We start from the raw sequence: 17,729 nt of genomic DNA on the forward strand, positions 1-17,729 counted from the left end.
TCAATCCACTGAAGATTTTCTAAAATTTCCATACAAATCATCATATCAATGATATAAAAATAATTCAACAAAAACAATCAAATACCAATATTTTCAAAGCCATAACATATAAAACTTCACTTTATTGATCTTCTTTATCAAATAAAGTGGACGCATAGAACATTCTTTTTTAGGAATAATCTCTCATGCAAAAAATATGAATATTTGCTGATAAAAGTGTTTTTTCTCTTTAATAGAGTTACACCCTTATAGAAAAAAATGCTATTATATTACGAACTCACAAGCTTGTAAAAAACATCTCACAATACTCATCACCCCCATTTCACGACAGCCCTCATGAAAGATATAAAATGGGCACCATCATTTTTACTTAAATAACAATAAGGTGCAAGTCGGTACCAAAAAATAAGATATAAATTAGTACCACCATATTATTTTCTTTCTATTAATGTCGTAACAGCCTGCATTTCAGACAATTTATAAGAAATCTCTTTACACCCTGTCTTCAATAGTTTTTATCCACCACATGCCTTCTTCCAATTGTGATGTACAAGAAGATAGCTCTCATTGTTAATATCAACAGATTTTACATGAGAAAATCTTACGGTACTCAAAGCTCTTATTCAAATTGAAAAGGTAAATTATCTATAAAAATCATATATATATATTGATCTTAAATCCATCTTATTATGAATTTATTGAAAATATGTACGACTATTTTATCCATGGAGATACCATCATTATCTTTTTAAGACAAGAAAACGTTTTTTTTGCTATCTATTTAAGTCTTACAAAACCAACAATATCAGCACGACACCGTATAAGATAGTGCATAAATCCCCAGACTTGAGTTAAAGCATTATTTTCTTATTCTAAAATATCAATGAATAAAAGTAGCTTTCTTCTCTCGTAGTATGCTTTATCATAAACTACATATCGCTCTCAAGCGTATACATTTTTAATCTTTTATCCAAAATTTTGGGAACTTCTTATAGTGTTCTACTAAAGACAATATAAATTTTGTAAAATAACATTTATATCATTGAGCTGTTTTCTTAATGACTATGAAAAACCTTTAAGAAAAATACTTTTTATCATTCCTCAAAAAGATTTTTGATATAATAATCAAAGTGTTTTTTCTGCAAACAGTTCTTTGTAAACACTTCCAATCTTGCTTGCCTCTTTTTCCAAAGGAAAGTGAGTACGAACATGGGTTAAAGCTTTCTTTCCGGCTGCCAATGTTTTTTCTACATCAGCAAAATAAGGTTCAATTGCTGCTGTTAAAGCCGCTCCATCTCCTGCTTGAACAACCGTTCCTGTTCCCTCGACCACCAATTCTTTAAAAATTCCTACATCACTCGCCACTACAGCCGTCTGTGATGCCATTGCCTCCAATGGTGTCAGACCAAAACCTTCCAAACGAGAAGGAGTTACATAAAGTGATAAACGGCGATACCACACAGGTATATCAAGCCTTTCACCAAGAAAAATAATGCGGTCGTTTAAACCAGCTTCAGCAATCTTCTGTCGTAATTTCTTTTCAAAACCATAATGCTGTTCTGTAGTCCGACCAGCGATAAGTGCTGTCCATTCGGGATAGTCAGGCAATAATGCTATCATCGCGTCCACAAACAAATCAGTACCCTTTAAATAGCGCACGCGCCCAAAACATCCTACCGCATATTTTCCTGGTACCCCAGTTGCTGGAAAGTAATCATCAGGAATTTTTGGGGGTGAAAAACGCCTAATATCCACTCCATGCATAATAACCTTATGAGGCACTTCTAGATAGGTTCCCGTACATACACTAGTAGCGATAACTTTATCCATACGACGAAGCAACCATTTGGTAAAAGGCTTGTGTTCGCGTCGAGATGCCGAAGTAAAGATGAGTTTAAGCTTCATTCGCAAAACATCGCGTAAAAACACCCCGCAAAGCATCTCAATATTGCGTCGCGCATGCCAAATACGAAACGGCTTCCTTTTCGGACTTTTCCAAAGTCCGAAAAGGTCCCTAAAGGCAAGAGTTGGCAAAGTTCGTGGTAAACCAAACCCCAAAGTGGATATACGCACACCCTGTTCGCGTTGCAGTGGAATAAGCTGAATAATCGTAGATGTTACTCCCGACAAACGCCTTTTAAAGTGAGGCGCAATAATTTCAGTTTCGTCCAAAGATACACGCATAATAATCCATATGTTATTTAGATGTACTGAACCTTAATGATCTCGTAATTATGCGCACCACCTGGTGCATTCACCTCAATCACATCACCTTCTTGCTTGCCAATAAGTGCACGTGCGATAGGCGAAGAAATAGAGATTTTACCAACCTTTACATCAGCTTCTTGATCCCCTACGATCTGATACACTTTTTTTTCCTCAGTATCCTCATCCAAGAGTTTAATGGTTGCACCAAATTTTATTTTGTCACCTGAAAGACGCGAGACATCTATAACTTCTGCTCGTGCGATATAATCTTCAAGCTCATTTATACGCCCCTCATTATGACTTTGTGCTTCTTTAGCTGCATGATACTCAGCATTTTCAGATAAATCACCATGCGCACGCGCCTCAGAAATTGCTTCAATAATTCGCGGACGCTCCTGTTGTTGACGCCAACGCAACTCTTCTTTAAGACTCTCAAAACCAGCTGTAGTCATCGGAACTTTTTCCATAATCCGTCCCTTTCTATTACACGGAAGGTTTAATAAAAATACAAAAAACGGCTTCCAAAATTACTTTTGGAATCCGAAAACTACGATCTTTTTTATTATATAGTACAGTATCGCTGTTTTCCATATAAAAATAAATAAAGGAAACAAAACATGCACAAATAGTGATTAAAACATCTCATTTTGGTGTTTAAAACGTTAAACTTCACTCTTCTCTTTAAAGTGTCCTAAAGAAGAAAGAATTGTATTTTTTTCTGTTTTATCATAATCTAGTAAAAGAAATTATATAGAATATGAAGAGAGAAGGATAGAAAATCTCTAAAGAAATTCTTTACAGAAAAATGAAAAAAATCGTCATTTTTTTTATGTTTGGCTCTTTCTTTTTAGCCACAACAATATCAGAGGCAGCAGATGCTTTTGTTACGAGAAATCTTAATTTTAGAACAGGTCCCAGCACTCAATATGCACTTTGCGGCTTAATCTCTGCTGGAGAATTAGTTTTTGTTAAAAACTGTGAAGGAAATTGGTGCCATATCCGATATAACACTCAAATAGGTTGGGTGTCATCTCGTTATCTTTCATTTAAAGATGGAAATGATCTTTATCACACATATACAATGTCTTTAATGCCCAAACGTACCGATTATTCTCCATAACAGCCATAATAACTTATGCCCTCTTGAATATCATCATGGCAAAAATACAATAGTGTTCACGAACAACCACAAATATGCTCCTTCCAAAGAAATACTTCGAAGAATTTGTCTCATAAAAAACTTGATCAATATCCTAATGAAGGCTCCAATAAACCAAAACAAATCTGTTCAATAACGTTTTGCTGTTGTCGTAATAAATTTGTAAAAATTAGTATTTTCTTTAAAATCACCAGCACTTTTCTATCAAAGGATACAACAATGAAAAATGGTGTTACTGCAACAGTAGAAGCTCTTTCTGCTCTTATTGCTTCAGGTAATCCTCTTTTTAAGAATGGTGCATTATGGACACCTCACCGCCCCATTCGTCCTGAAAAATCTGAAGGTGGTATTCCATTTCAACTCGAAACATCTTTTAAACCAGCGGGAGATCAACCTCAAGCCATTAAAACTCTGGTTGAGGGAATTCAAAAAAATGAACGTACACAAGTGCTTTTGGGTGTTACCGGCTCAGGGAAAACCTATACAATGGCCAATATCATTGAAAAAACACAGCGTCCAGCTCTGATTTTAGCTCCCAATAAAACTCTAGCAGCGCAGCTTTATGGGGAATTTAAAAATTTTTTTCCCCATAATGCCGTCGAATATTTTGTTTCCTATTATGACTATTATCAACCAGAAGCCTATGTTGCACGCTCAGATACTTATATTGAAAAGGAATCCTCAATTAATGAACAAATCGACCGGATGCGTCATGCTGCAACACGCGCTGTCTTAGAGCGTGATGATGTTATTATCGTCGCATCTGTCTCCTGCATCTACGGAATTGGTTCCGTAGAAACCTATACGGCCATGACCTTCGAAATAGAAAAAGGGGACAAACTCAATCAACGAAAACTCTTGGCTGATTTAGTCTCTCAACAGTATTATCGACAAGATATCAACTTCGTTCGTGGTTCCTTTCGTGTACGAGGGGATACAATCGAAATTTTCCCTGCCCACCTCGAAGATCGTGCTTGGCGTATTTCGCTCTTTGGCGATGAAGTGGAAACAATTACGGAATTTGATCCTCTCACCGGACAAAAAACAGGCGATCTTCAATCAATTAAAATTTATGCCAACTCACACTACGTAATACCACGCCCAACACTTAACCAAGCGATGAAATCTATCAAAATAGAACTCGTTCAACGCCTCGATGAGTTGAACGAAGCTGGACGTCTTTTAGAAGCACAACGTTTAGAACAACGTACAGTTTTTGATTTGGAAATGTTGGAAACCACCGGTTCATGTCCGGGAATTGAAAATTATTCACGTTATTTAACAGGACGAAATCCCGGTGAACCACCCCCAACTTTATTCGAATATATTCCACTCAATTCTCTTGTTTTTATCGATGAAAGCCATGTAACCATTCCCCAAATTGGTGGTATGTACCGAGGTGATTTTCGCAGAAAAGCAACCTTAGCAGAATATGGTTTTCGCCTCCCTTCTTGTATGGATAACCGTCCTTTGCGCTTTGAAGAATGGGATGCTATGCGCCCACAAACGATTGCTGTCTCCGCAACACCTGGACGGTGGGAAATAGAACAATCTCACGGTACTTTTGCAGAACAAGTTATTCGCCCCACAGGGCTTGTTGACCCACCAACAGAGGTTCGTCCAGCCAAAAATCAAGTCGATGATGTTGTGAATGAAATTCGTAAAACAATTCAAAAAGGCTACCGCACACTAGTGACCGTCCTAACCAAGCGTATGGCCGAAGATTTAACGGAATATCTCCACGAACAAGGTATTCGTGTACGCTATATGCATTCCGACATTGATACATTAGAACGCATTGAAATTCTACGCGATCTTCGGCTTGGCACCTTTGATGTCCTCATCGGTATCAACTTGCTCCGAGAAGGCTTAGATATTCCAGAATGTGGTTTTGTTGCCATTCTAGATGCCGATAAAGAGGGCTTTTTGCGCTCTGAAACTTCCCTCATACAAACAATCGGACGTGCTGCACGTAACGTAGATGGCCGTGTTATCCTCTATGCAGATACGATCACTGGTTCCATAAAACGAGCCTTACAGGAGACACAAAGACGTCGACAAAAACAAATAGCCTATAATGAAGAACACCATATCACACCGAAAAGTATCAAAAAAAATATCGGAGATATTCTCAATTCAGGCTATGAAAACAACCATATTCGTACAAATATCCCTGATGTCATCGAGAAAAAAAATATGGTTGGCAACAATTTAGCATCTCATATTAAACACCTCGAAAAATTAATGCATGAAGCAGCTGCTGATCTTAATTTTGAAGAAGCAGCACACCTTCGCGATGAAATCAAACAATTACAAAAGATAGAACTAGAACTCGCGGAAAATCCCTTAACACATCATAGCGAACAATCCACCCATGAGCGCGTATTACAACCAAGTCTTTTCTCCAAACCAAACCTTGCACACATGGGACCAACCATGGACACTGGTATTTTGGAAAATCAAAAAGGAAAATCTCGTAAAAACACCCCTAATCAAGCAACAATAAAACGAAAAAAACGCAATCAATGAAGGAGCAAAAAATTTCAAACCGCATAAAATAATCTTCAGCTCTTCTAAAAAAAGACGAAAGCTCAAAAGTAAACAGCGTTATCCGAAAAATAGACAACCTCCAACATCAAGGGTGCTTCAATTTGTCTAAAACAACATGAGAGAGAACATTTTATAAAAAATTTCTAAAATATATTATCTTTATACAGTTATACTCTGATATCTAACTCAATATTATTTATCCTTACAAGAAAATATTCAAATAGGACACTGTCCTATAATACAAATAAAGTAAAATAAGACTTTATCATAGCACCATAAGCCTATGATAAAAAATGATAACTTTTATTCATATCCCTATTGTTCAATTCATATTGTACCAAACAATAAAAAATTATCCCTAAATAAAGAGTTTATATTCCATAGTAAAAAATCGTGGACTCTCAATACAAACTTATTAATTAACCTCAAGCAGAGTACATTAATTGAAATCAAAATTCTGTTATGATTTCATTTTACTGTCTCCGCGATAGATTTAACTAAATAAATTTTTATTTTTTTGTCACAATAAAGTCCAAAATTGTTCAGGCTCTATTCAGTTTGAAACGTGTAGGATGTGAAAAATACGAATTTACACAAGGAGCATCATTATGAAAAAAGTGATCAGGTTAGCGGTATTATCAGCAATGTCAACTGTGACCGTTTTGATGCCGCTAAATGCAACGCTTGCGGATATGGCATGGAATCGTAGTGACTCTATCTCGAGAGAAATAGATGATATGATGAGGAAGATGCGTAAAGAAACAGATGATGCGATAAGGGAAATGAGGAAGAAAGCTGATATTCTGCCTTGCGGTTTTTCTCGCTCCCATTGTTCTGATAAAAAACGTAGCTTTTTATCTGATGATTTCCAAAAGTTTGTTGATGATTTCCACAAGAGTTCTGATGACGACAAGAGAAGATTTAAAGCCAAACATGAAAGGTCTGTAGCCAAACATAGTAAGACGGAACAACAACAACACCATCATCACCACCACCACCATTATCATCATGTTGAAAACAAAACATATCATTACGTCGAGCGCAAAAAGACAAAACACAGTAATATTCATATAGATAACTCAGGAGATGCTTTAGCGGTGGGTATTCTTGGTCTTGCAACAGGTACGATTCTTGGTACAATTTTAAAAAAACCAGAACAGCCACAAGTGGTTTATCAAATAGTACCACAAAATCAGGTAATTTATCAAAAAGTTCCGCAAAATCAAAGAGTTTATCAAGTGCAGCAAACGGTGGCATATGAGCCACTCCAGCAATCATTAGAATCTGATTGGCTTAACTATTGCAAGAAAAAATACCGTTCTTTCAACCCTAAAACAGGAACTTTCCTAGACCGTAACGGTTTGGACCACGTTTGTTATGCCCCAATAAATTAACCTCTGTTCTGCCCTACTAAAAAGTCTTAAATGGCAAAAAAACGCTTCAAAGCGTTTTTTATTTGCTCATATATTAAAATCTTGAAGAAAAGGATTATTTTGGCGCTCATAGCCTATGCTACTTTTGGGACCATGCCCACAGATAAAACAAACATCATCGCCTAAGGGTAAAACTTTTTCTCGAAGAGATTGTATCAATTTTTCATAAGAACAGAAGGGGAAGTCCGTACGTCCAATAGAACCACGAAAGAGAACATCACCCAAGAGGGCTAAGCGCTCTTTTTCATTGAAATAAATAACATGACCAGGGGAATGNCGTCCAATAGAACCACGAAAGAGAACATCACCCAAGAGGGCTAAGCGCTCTTTTTCATTGAAATAAATAACATGACCAGGGGAATGTCCTGGGGTGTGAAAAACCTTAAACACATGTCCAGCAAAATGAACGCACTCACCATCTTCTAACCATTGGTCAGGAATACAGATGCAAGCATCAGTGATGCCATAATTTTTTGCGCTTTCGCTCACGGCATCCATCACAGGCTTATCATCGCGATGTGAACCGATAATTTTTACATTAAGCGCTTCTTTCACTTGCATTGCTGCTCCTACATGATCAAAATGACCATGTGTTATCCAAATAGCCTCAACGATAACACCATTCTTTTCGATTACGTCTTGAATTCGTGGCCAATCACCACCAGGATCAACGAGAACCCCCGTTTTACATTCACTATCAAAAAGCAAAGTGCAATTTTGTTGGAATGTCGTAACTGGAATAATATGTATATTAAGACTACCCATAATATCCTTTTCAAAAATAACTTTTTTAAATTTATAAATAAAACTTTCTTTCCTTTAAGGTAAAGGTGCTGCTCGACAGCTTTATACAACTTATGTAAACTTGCATTTTGTGTAAACTAAATTTTTATCAAGGTTTTTTTAAGAATGAGCAATCACGTTCAAGTTTTGTGTGACGATGCCCCTCACCTTCTTGTGATTGATGACGATACACGTATTCGCAATCTTTTATTTCAGTTTCTCATTAAAAATGGATTTCGTGTTTCAGTTTCAGCTAATGCGAATGAAGCAAGACGACTGTTAGTAAGTTTAGATTTTGATCTTCTTATTGTTGATGTCATGATGCCTGGCGAAAACGGTATTGATCTCACTCATTCACTCCGCCAAACAAAAGATGTCCCTATCTTTATGTTAACAGCTTTATCAGAAATAGACAATCGTATCCGTGGATTAGAAGCAGGGGCAGATGATTATCTGGCTAAGCCGTTTGACCCTCGTGAACTTCTCCTTCGCATCAACGCCATTTTACGACGTGGTTTTCCCCCTCACCAACCTAAAATTGAGCAAATAGTTTTTGGTCCTTATATATTTTCAATTTCACGACGCGAACTCAAAAAAGGAGGAGAAATTATTAAATTAACAGATAAAGAACAAGAAATGATGGTCATGTTTGCCGAAAATGCAGGCGATACAATTCCGCGCCATAAATTCGCGACCGATGACAGCAATATAAGTGAACGTGCCATTGATGTGCAGATCAACCGCCTTCGTCGTAAGATCGAAAAAAACCCAGCACTGCCTATATGGCTCCAAACCGTGCGAGGAATAGGGTATAAACTCTCTATTGAATAGGCACAAGAATGATCAAACCTTTAAGATTTTTTCTTCGATGGTTAACGAAAAAAATGCCTAAACGGCTTTATGCTCGCTCTTTGATCATTATCATTGCTCCCATGGTGCTTCTGCAAACGGTGATTGCTTATGTCTTTATGGAACGCCATTGGCAAATGGTAACGGAGCGTCTTTCAACGGCTGTCGTGCATGATATTTCAGCCATTATTGATATTCTTGAAACATATCCCCAACAAGATAACTATGAAGATATCAAGCGTATTGCACAACAACGTATGGGATTAAATATTTCTATTCTATCTCCTACCTCCTTACCCCCTCCAGGACCTAAGCCATTTTTTGCAATTCTTGACTATTTTTTAAGTGAAGAAATCACCCGCCAAATTAACCGTCCCTTCTGGATCGATACCGTAGGAGATTCTGATCTTGTTGAAATCCGTATCCACCTTGGTCACAACATTTTACGCGTCTTTGCTCCACGCAGCCAAGCCTATGCTTCCAATACTGCTATTTTTTTAAGCTGGATGGTAGGAACAGCTCTTGTTTTATTGCTGATAGCAATTTACTTTTTACGCAATCAAATCAAACCGATTCAACAATTGGCTGAAGCAGCAGAAAGCTTTGGACGCGGTCGTCCTTTACCAAAAGGATTTCAACCACAAGGAGCTGATGAAGTCCGACGTGCAGGCATCGCTTTTTTACGCATGCGTGAACGTATTGAACGCCAAATTGAACAACGTACCATGATGCTCTCAGGAGTAAGTCATGATTTAAGAACCATTCTTACACGCTTTAAACTTCAGCTGGCATTAGTAAATACTGACTTTGATATTAAACCGCTTGAGCAAGATGTAAGTGACATGCAAAATATGTTAGAAGATTATCTTGCTTTTGCTCGTGGTGAAGGAAGTGAAAGTGTCAAGACTTTTGATTTAAATGCTCTTATGCAAAAATTCTCCACCGATGCTCGTCTTCACAAACGTCAATTTTCTTACACTATTGAAGGTCCTACAGAAATACAAGTACGTCCCCGTGCTTTTACACGCTTGGTCAGCAATCTTGTATCAAATGCATTTTGTTACGGCACGACCGTTAAACTAACCGCTAACTCTCAACAAGAATCTTTTATATTAATAATCGATGATAATGGACCTGGAATTCATAAAAATATGCGCACAGAAGTTTTTAAGCCATTCTTTCGACTTGATAAAGCGCGAAATCAAGATGCAAGTGGAACAGGACTTGGTCTTTCTATTGCTCAAGACATAGCACGCAGCCATGGTGGCAATATACAATTAGATGAGAGCCCACTCGGGGGAGTGCGCGCTATTCTTGATGTCCCCCTATGAGCAATATTTCCGCAAACCGTCTGTAAAAATAACAGACTGTATATTTTAGGCATTCCCTACAGTTTCAAACAAAGTGTACTGTAGTGCCTTGTAAGCACTTTCTCCCGACAAAGCAACCATCTGAAATGCAACATAATGGCTTTCACAGGCTTTAAGTGCATGTATCAACAATGTTTCAACCTGTATATGAGATGGATGCATCCCACCAGCCAAAAGAAGACCTTGTCGATAAATAACTGAATTATTCCTTTGCCAGTAATCAAAATGTCCCAACAACAACTTTTCATTAATTGCTAGCAATAAGCGCTGTATTTCAGCTGTTCGAGCATTTTTAATAGAGAGATCAAACGAACAAGCTAAATGAAGTGCTTCATGCTCTTCCATCCATGAAAAAGCAAGACGATAGTTTGCGCGTTTTCCTTCCACACAAACGCTAATTTCATCTTGTGCATCCCGCTCAAACGACCAATCATATTCACAGGCAATCTGTTCGATAAAGTCAACAGGGTGCTCTTTTCTTTCTGTGGCGCAAAATGCAAGCCTCATCACAATCCTCAATCATCTTAAAACATTGTCAACAGAATATAAACCGTCTAAACTGTAACAATATTTTGCTACAATCAGAACCTTTACACCAAACAAATACACATAAAAACATCGACAGTACACAAACACCCAGAACACAATCGCGCTGTTTAGGGCAACCTGATAGTCATAAAACGAATCATCAAGTCTTTTCAGTGTATTGATACAATTTCATAGCGCCAGCCCCCCTGATTCAAAAAAATGTACTTTACCCCCAAAAAAAATCAAAAATAAACAAATGCTCCGCTCTAACAGACTCAAGATTAAGCATTTTTTAGTTTCACGCATCATATTGAAAAATTGGGGATATTTTTTTGAAGATTCTTTTTTTTAAACTATTTTACTTTTTTGTGTCTGCGTTTTTTTTAATCATCTTTTTTTAAATCATCAAGGCGTCTTTTCAAATCAGCGTTATCAGCATGGATTTTCAGCACCATCTCCTTAAAAGTCTCAAACTCTTCGCGAGAAACAAGATCAAGTTTGTTTGCTATCTTTTCAGCCTGCACACGAAAAGCTGTTCCAGCTTCACGTCGTATGCCTTGCGCAACGTCAGCAGCATCCGTTGCTAATTTTGCTAATTCATCAAGAATACGATTTGATCCATTACGCATAACCTTTTTCCTTAAATTTTAATTATTGACGCACGCATTATAGCGTATTCTCATAACATTTAGATACTGTAATTTGTTCCTTTTACTCTATATTTTACATACTGTGCAGATTTTTCATAATGATTTTGTTTAAGATTTTTTAATATTCCTTTTATCACCATATTTTTTACCGCGATAAATCAGTGGAAATCTATCTCCCTTTCTGACTAGCCTCCCTACTGACTTGACCATTGTGCATTCATCTGTCATTTCTGACCATCAGAGTCACTTCATATTCATCTCGTATAATGTAAAATGCTTAACTCATGAACAATCTGTCTTGTCCAGCCATTGCTTTTCCGTCTTTTCTTGATCCTGTCATTATCCAGCTAGGTCCCATAGCACTTCATTGGTATGGACTTGGTTACGTACTGGGTATTCTTTTTGCTTGGTGGTATGCGCAAAAATTATTAAAAAAAACATCTCTATGGTATAGAGACCACCCTCCTATGGATAAAGAAAAGATCGGAGATTTTGTTGTCTGGTCTGCCATAAGTGTTGTTATCGGAGGGCGTTTAGGACAAGTTCTTGTATGGGATCCCATTTACTATTTTAACCATCCAAGTGCTATCATTGCCGTATGGGATGGGGGAATGTCCTTTCATGGCGGACTTATTGGTATTATCATTGCTATGATTTGGTTTGCCCGTAAAAATTATATTAACATACGAGCCATGTTTGATATCATTGCTGCAGGTGCGCCTATTGGTATCGGCATTGTACGAATCTGCAACTTCATCAACCAAGAGTTATGGGGCAATATCACTACACATCCTTGGGCTGTTTGTTTTCCTCTCGATCCTTACTATTTACCGCGCCATCCAAGCCAGCTTTACGAAGCATTTATGGAAGGATTTCTTCTCTTCATCATCCTGTGTCTTCTTATTTTTGGGTTCAAAGCATTAAAACATCCCGGTACTGTATCAGGAACATTTATTATAGGCTACGCAGTAACACGCAGCATTTCTGAAGTTTACCGTGCGCCTCAAGAAGATCCAGAATGGTTTTCGACTCTTTTCCATTCTACTGGTTTTACCTATGGCATGGCTTTATCTCTTCCCATGCTTCTTGTAGGGTTTTATCTTCTTCTCCACGCCTTTAAATATAAATCGACAGAAAATGGCCAATCTCAAAGAAAAAATTAAAGAAATGATTGTCCTTAATGGACCAATCACTGTTAGCCAATATATGACGTTGGCACTCACCGATCCCCAATTTGGTTATTATCAAACACAAACCCCTTTTGGACGTGCTGGTGATTTCATTACAGCACCTGAAATAAGCCAATTATTTGGAGAAATGATTGGCATTTGGACTCTTGCAAGCTGGAAAGCTCAAGGGTGCCCTCACCCTTTTATTCTCGCTGAAATAGGTCCAGGACGAGGAACTTTGATGGATGACATTTTGCGAACCATCCAAAAGCTCTCTCAAACGGCATTTAATGCTGCTGAAATTTTTCTGATCGAAATAAGCAAAAAACTTGCAAAAGAACAAAAAAAGCGCCTTTTCTCTTATCAAAAACAAATCCATAGCATTGAAAATTTTAATCAAATTCCTTCAAATCCTCTCTTCCTCATTGCTAATGAATTTCTCGATACACTCCCTATCAACCAATATATTAAAGTCAATGGAGAATGGAAAGAGCGCCGCATTACAGTCAATCAAAATGGAGATTTCATCTTTATTGCTGCCCCGCATAAACTTCCCTCTTCTTGTCTACAAACCTATTGTTCTAAAGTGCCTGACGGAACAATTTTTGAACATGCCCCCTTACGGCATCAATTCATGCAACAAATCAGCCACCATTTAGTGCAAGTGACAGGTTCTGCTTTACTTATCGACTATGGTGCTTGTGAGCTTGCCTTTGGCGATACCTTGCAAGCACTCTCAAAACATAGATTTCGTGATGTTTTTGATGCCCCTGGTGAACATGATTTAACATCCCATGTTGATTTTTCTTTTTTAAAAAACATAGCTCTTGAACAGGGCTGTTTTGCTGAAATCTTAGAGCAAGGAGAATTTCTTTTTAAAATGGGGCTACTGGAGCGCGCAAACCAGCTTGGAGTTGGCAAAAGTGCTCCTTTGCAAGACAAAATCCGCCAAGACATCGAACGGCTCGCTAGTCCAGATCAGATGGGAAAATTATTTAAAGTTTTACATTTCAGTGATAAAAATATCTCCATACCTCCCCAATTTTAATGATCGGCGCTTTTGTCAATAAGCACATCATTATCTGAAATATTCATTGACAAATATGAACATCTCCATCCTCACTTTAAATAATCTCCATAAGGAACTTTTATGAAATCTATCCCTCATCCCATTCTTGCAAAAAATCTTTCTACTTTACACCCCCATGGAATAAAACATGGATTTTTTACACGTCAAGGTGGTGTTTCAAAAAATCTTTATCATAGTCTTAATGTTGGGAAAGGTTCAAATGATCAACTTGAATATATTGTACAGAATCGTCTTTTGATTGCCAATTATTTTTCTATTGAAGCGCAAAATTTAGTCACAGTTAATCAAATACACTCCTGTAACGTTGTCGTAGCTCATCAAGCAACTATCGGTGCACCTCCTCAAGCTGATGCTCTGGTTACAACCACCCCAGAACTCGTTATTGGGGTTCTTACAGCAGATTGCGGACCCATTCTGTTTGCTGATCCACAAGCTAGAGTCATCGCTGCAACTCATGCTGGCTGGCGTGGAAGCTTAAATGGAATTATCGAGAAAACAATTGCTGTTATGGAAAAACAAGGAGCCAAAAGACAATCAATAACAGCAGTCCTTGGACCTTGTATTGGCCCTTATCACTATGAAGTAACAAATGAATTTTACGACCAATTTATTGATTACCACAGCAAATACCAAAAATATTTTTTAAAAACAGACAAAATAAATCGCTTTTATTTTAATCTATGGGCATTTATTATAAACCAACTCAAAGAAGCAGGTGTTAATGCTTCTTGTGTAGAGCTTTGTACCTATCAAGATGAACAGCGTTTTTTCTCCTATCGCCGTGCAATACACCGCAACGAACCCGATTACGGACGGCAAATTTCTGCTATTATGCTGAAAAACAAAAGATGAGCCCCTTTTATGCTTGAGAACAATACCAAAACTGCAAAACTAAACTTTTTACCCAAATGGAAAAATAAACCCCATTGTACTTTGCTTTTTTCACGAAATTATCTACCAGCCCATAAAATATGATAGCCTTCGCTATGATCATTTTCAATGTTTGGTTATAATGATTGAAGGCAAGATGATACTTCTTTTTATTACTCCCCTTCATTCATCTTAAATATGAAACATTCCCCATATTGAAAGTATTTTTATAAAGTAATGACCAAAAAGCTTAATCAATATGTATTTCTTTGCCGCATGGAGAAAAAACTTTGCTCTAAAAGTAATAAACTTTTGGAAAAAGAGAAAACATACTGCATAGCTCTTTTATAATAATCGATAAAATTGTAAGGCTTTTGTAATTGCTCTCTTGCAATTTAATAAAAAGAAATTAAAAACCGTGTCGCATTCCCACCATGATGATTCAGAGGTTCTACTATGAAACTTTTCTGCGGAAATTCTAATCCACGCCTAGCTGAAGATGTTGCAAATTATTTGAACATCCCCTTAGGCAAAGCAACTGTAAAGCGCTTTGCTGATCAAGAAATTTTCGTAGAACTGCATGAAAATGTACGTGGACAAGATGTTTTTGTTTTGCAATCTACATCCTATCCCGCAAATGATCATTTGATGGAATTACTCATCATGATTGATGCCCTTCGTCGTTCTTCTGCGCGTCGTATTACAGCTGTTATCCCCTATTTTGGCTATGCCCGCCAAGATAGAAAACCAGGACCACGAACTCCTATTTCTGCAAAACTTGTTGCCAACCTCATTACTGAAGCAGGGGCCCATCGTGTTTTAACACTAGACCTTCATGCAGGACAAATTCAAGGTTTTTTTGATATCCCTACGGATAATCTCTATGCTGTTCCTGTCATTTCTCGCGATGTCAAAGTGCATTATTCTCTTGAAAATGTTATCGTTGTTTCACCTGATGTGGGTGGTGTGGTTCGCGCGCGCGCGCTTGCCAAGCGCTTGAACAGTTTGCTCGCTATTGTGGATAAACGTCGCGAAAGCCCCGGTGAATCAGAAGTTATGAATATCATTGGAGATGTATCAGGAAAAGATTGCCTTTTGCTTGATGATATTGTTGATTCAGGTGGAACTTTATGCAATGCAGCAAGTGCTCTGCTTAAACATGGTGCCAATAGTGTCACAGCTTATATCACGCACGGTGTTCTTTCTGGTAATGCAATCGAGCGAATTGCTAATTCAGAGATGAAAGAATTGGTTATTACAGATTCAATTATGCCAACACAAGCTATTGAGAAAACCCATAATATTCGTGTTTTGCCCATTGCCGACCTTATGGGAGAAGCAATAGCAAGGACAGCAGCAGAACAATCGGTTTCCAGCTTATTTGGTTAAAGTGGTTCCTTGGGGTCTCCCGGTGCTGTTTCAACACCAAGATCAGGAAAGGCAACAATACGTTGACCACTAAAATGCGTGTGAATAACAATAAGTCCACGCTCTTCAAAGTAGGTTAAAAGTCGGCGTGCACGGCTTAAAGAATGAGTCCCATAAAGACGTGCTAAAAATGCATCAGATGGACATGGCTTTCCCCCTAATGCGGCCTGTGCCACGTTCAAGAAGACTCCTTGAACATCTTCTTCCAAACCTTCTGATATCTGCAAAATATGTTTCCAATGTTCACTGACAGCCGTTTGTTCATCAACAAAAGCCTGAGCAATAGCCAATTTACGCCGAAATTGTGAAAGATTAAAAGGAACCTTTGACATCCCATGGATACGGCAACGAACTGAAAAATCTTGATAAAGCACCGCTGTTGAACGATAAAAAGCTTCAGAATCCTCAAGAATTTCCCGAATAATATGTTCTGCTTGCCCGTCACGCTCAACATCAGAAAGTTCAGGAAATAAACTTGGGTTTTCTTCTAACAACTCTTGTTTTTTATGCACGACCTCCTCTAACATCTCGTGCATTGACTTTTCCCTCATCGGCTCTCGTGTTTGTTTAAATGGCGTTAAAATTTCCTCTGGTGAAGCAGTAAAAACGAGCTCTTGCACATCATCCCGCTCTGTTGGAAGTGGCATTAATTTAGGGCTAGAAGAGCGTGCCAAAGTTTCAACAGAACCGATAATAATTGGTAAGGGACGTCGTGATAAAGCAGGGCCTAAAGCTATAAAATTTCCCCGTTCAAGATCTCTAAACATTTCCGCTTGGCGACGCTCCATCCCCAAAAGATCAGCGGCGCGCACCATATCAATATCTAAAAAAGTCCGCCCTATTAAAAAGTTTGAAGCTTCAGCCGCAACATTTTTGGCAAGCTTAGCCAAACGTTGTGTCGCAATAACACCAGCAAGACCACGTTTACGTCCTCGACACATCAGATTGGTCATAGCGCTCAAAGAAATTTTACGCGCTTCATCAGAAACTTCTCCTGCTGCAGTTGGAGCAAACAATTGTGCTTCATCGACAACGACAAGCATAGGATACCAATAATCACGTTCCACATCAAACAGTGCCCCAAGGAAAGCCCCTACAGCACGCATCTGTTGTTCAGTGTCCAAACCTTCAAGATTAAATACCACCGAAACCCGATGTTGTCGAATGCGATGCGCAATACGTGTCAATTCTAGTTCGCTCCGTTGAGCCTCTACAATAACATGACCAAATTTATCTGCCAAAGTTACAAAATCGCCTTCTGGATCAATTACACAATGCTGCACCCACTGAGCACTTTGCTCCAGAAGACGGCGTAAAAGATGTGATTTCCCTGAACCAGAATTACCTTGTACAAGAAGACGTGTCGCCAATAATTCTTCCAAATCAAGAAGTGCTGGCATCGATTTATGCAAAGCACGACTTTCTGACATCTCACCCAAGGCAATCTCAACCTTCATAACATCTCCAGTGTTTGATTTTGAACATATCAGTGCCAGCACATATTGGTTGATTCTCCATCCACACCGTAATTTGTAACATTTCCTCCTTTTTAACGGTAGAAATCATCGATTTTTCCCACAACTCTTGCATCTATGAATAGTTTGAACTATAGAACAAACTTCTGCGTAGACACCCTTGGAGG

Annotated in this window: 15 protein-coding genes; 9 read left to right on the forward strand and 6 right to left on the reverse strand. The window is 38.2% G+C overall.

Annotation, left to right across the window (positions count from 1 at the left end):
• Window positions 1-1,125: 1,125 nt before the first annotated feature.
• Together ACFIMS_RS06000 and greA are read right to left on the reverse strand one after the other, a co-directional pair.
• Window positions 1,126-2,184, reverse strand: a complete 1,059-nt coding sequence (locus tag ACFIMS_RS06000; protein ID WP_375696487.1) for a glycosyltransferase family 4 protein — start codon at window positions 2,182-2,184, stop codon at window positions 1,126-1,128.
• A 17-nt stretch (window positions 2,185-2,201) separates the two neighbouring features.
• A complete protein-coding gene (gene greA, locus ACFIMS_RS06005) occupies window positions 2,202-2,675 on the reverse strand; it encodes a transcription elongation factor GreA (protein ID WP_007347010.1) in 474 nt (157 codons plus the stop codon).
• Window positions 2,676-3,013: 338 nt separating this feature from the next.
• Between greA and ACFIMS_RS06010 the strand changes: the two genes are divergently transcribed.
• The 3 genes from ACFIMS_RS06010 (at window position 3,014) to ACFIMS_RS06020 (ending at window position 7,311) form a co-directional block, all read left to right on the forward strand.
• Window positions 3,014-3,328, forward strand: a complete 315-nt coding sequence (locus ACFIMS_RS06010) for an SH3 domain-containing protein (RefSeq protein WP_375612971.1) — start codon at window positions 3,014-3,016, stop codon at window positions 3,326-3,328.
• 258 nt (window positions 3,329-3,586) lie between these two features.
• Window positions 3,587-5,896 carry an excinuclease ABC subunit UvrB gene (uvrB, locus tag ACFIMS_RS06015; RefSeq protein ID WP_375696488.1) on the forward strand — a complete coding sequence of 770 codons (2,310 nt, stop codon included), beginning with the start codon at window positions 3,587-3,589 and terminating at the stop codon, window positions 5,894-5,896.
• Window positions 5,897-6,525: 629 nt separating this feature from the next.
• Entirely contained in the window at window positions 6,526-7,311 is a 786-nt protein-coding gene (locus tag ACFIMS_RS06020; RefSeq protein WP_375696489.1) for a BA14K family protein, read from the forward strand.
• 66 nt (window positions 7,312-7,377) lie between these two features.
• Here the strand turns inward: ACFIMS_RS06020 and ACFIMS_RS06025 are convergent, their stop codons facing one another.
• Entirely contained in the window at window positions 7,378-8,115 is a 738-nt protein-coding gene (locus ACFIMS_RS06025; RefSeq protein ID WP_375696490.1) for an MBL fold metallo-hydrolase, read from the reverse strand.
• 144 nt (window positions 8,116-8,259) lie between these two features.
• On the opposite strand from ACFIMS_RS06025, the gene ACFIMS_RS06030 reads away from it, so the two are divergent.
• Both ACFIMS_RS06030 and ACFIMS_RS06035 read left to right on the forward strand, forming a co-directional pair.
• Window positions 8,260-8,964, forward strand: coding sequence for a response regulator (locus ACFIMS_RS06030; RefSeq protein WP_375638076.1), 705 nt, complete (start codon window positions 8,260-8,262; stop codon window positions 8,962-8,964).
• Window positions 8,965-8,972: 8 nt separating this feature from the next.
• Window positions 8,973-10,313: an ATP-binding protein gene (locus tag ACFIMS_RS06035; protein WP_375611185.1), complete on the forward strand. Its 1,341-nt coding sequence runs from the start codon at window positions 8,973-8,975 to the stop codon at window positions 10,311-10,313.
• A 45-nt stretch (window positions 10,314-10,358) separates the two neighbouring features.
• On the opposite strand, the gene ACFIMS_RS06040 is transcribed toward ACFIMS_RS06035, so the two are convergent.
• Together ACFIMS_RS06040 and ACFIMS_RS06045 are read right to left on the reverse strand one after the other, a co-directional pair.
• Entirely contained in the window at window positions 10,359-10,859 is a 501-nt protein-coding gene (locus tag ACFIMS_RS06040; protein WP_273724125.1) for a YbjN domain-containing protein, read from the reverse strand.
• Window positions 10,860-11,263: 404 nt separating this feature from the next.
• Complete coding sequence (locus ACFIMS_RS06045) at window positions 11,264-11,509, reverse strand: accessory factor UbiK family protein (protein WP_273791228.1); 246 nt, start codon at window positions 11,507-11,509, stop codon at window positions 11,264-11,266.
• A gap of 305 nt (window positions 11,510-11,814) precedes the next feature.
• On the opposite strand from ACFIMS_RS06045, the gene lgt reads away from it, so the two are divergent.
• The 4 genes from lgt (at window position 11,815) to ACFIMS_RS06065 (ending at window position 16,048) form a co-directional block, all read left to right on the forward strand.
• Window positions 11,815-12,693, forward strand: a complete 879-nt coding sequence (lgt, locus tag ACFIMS_RS06050) for a prolipoprotein diacylglyceryl transferase (protein WP_375681171.1) — start codon at window positions 11,815-11,817, stop codon at window positions 12,691-12,693.
• Entirely contained in the window at window positions 12,668-13,747 is a 1,080-nt protein-coding gene (locus tag ACFIMS_RS06055; RefSeq protein WP_375645499.1) for a class I SAM-dependent methyltransferase, read from the forward strand. Before lgt ends, ACFIMS_RS06055 begins: the two co-directional genes overlap by 26 nt.
• Window positions 13,748-13,849: 102 nt before the next feature.
• Window positions 13,850-14,641, forward strand: coding sequence for a peptidoglycan editing factor PgeF (gene pgeF, locus ACFIMS_RS06060; protein WP_375612980.1), 792 nt, complete (start codon window positions 13,850-13,852; stop codon window positions 14,639-14,641).
• A 474-nt stretch (window positions 14,642-15,115) separates the two neighbouring features.
• A complete protein-coding gene (locus ACFIMS_RS06065) occupies window positions 15,116-16,048 on the forward strand; it encodes a ribose-phosphate pyrophosphokinase (RefSeq protein ID WP_375606345.1) in 933 nt (310 codons plus the stop codon).
• Here ACFIMS_RS06065 and ACFIMS_RS06070 read toward each other — a convergent pair.
• A complete protein-coding gene (locus ACFIMS_RS06070) occupies window positions 16,045-17,544 on the reverse strand; it encodes a helicase HerA domain-containing protein (RefSeq protein WP_375696491.1) in 1,500 nt (499 codons plus the stop codon). The two genes, ACFIMS_RS06065 and ACFIMS_RS06070, sit on opposite strands and share 4 nt — an antisense overlap.
• Window positions 17,545-17,729: the final 185 nt, after the last annotated feature.

The organism is Bartonella sp. AP331QHHD (genome assembly GCF_042195905.1).
Lineage (GTDB): Bacteria > Pseudomonadota > Alphaproteobacteria > Rhizobiales > Rhizobiaceae > Bartonella.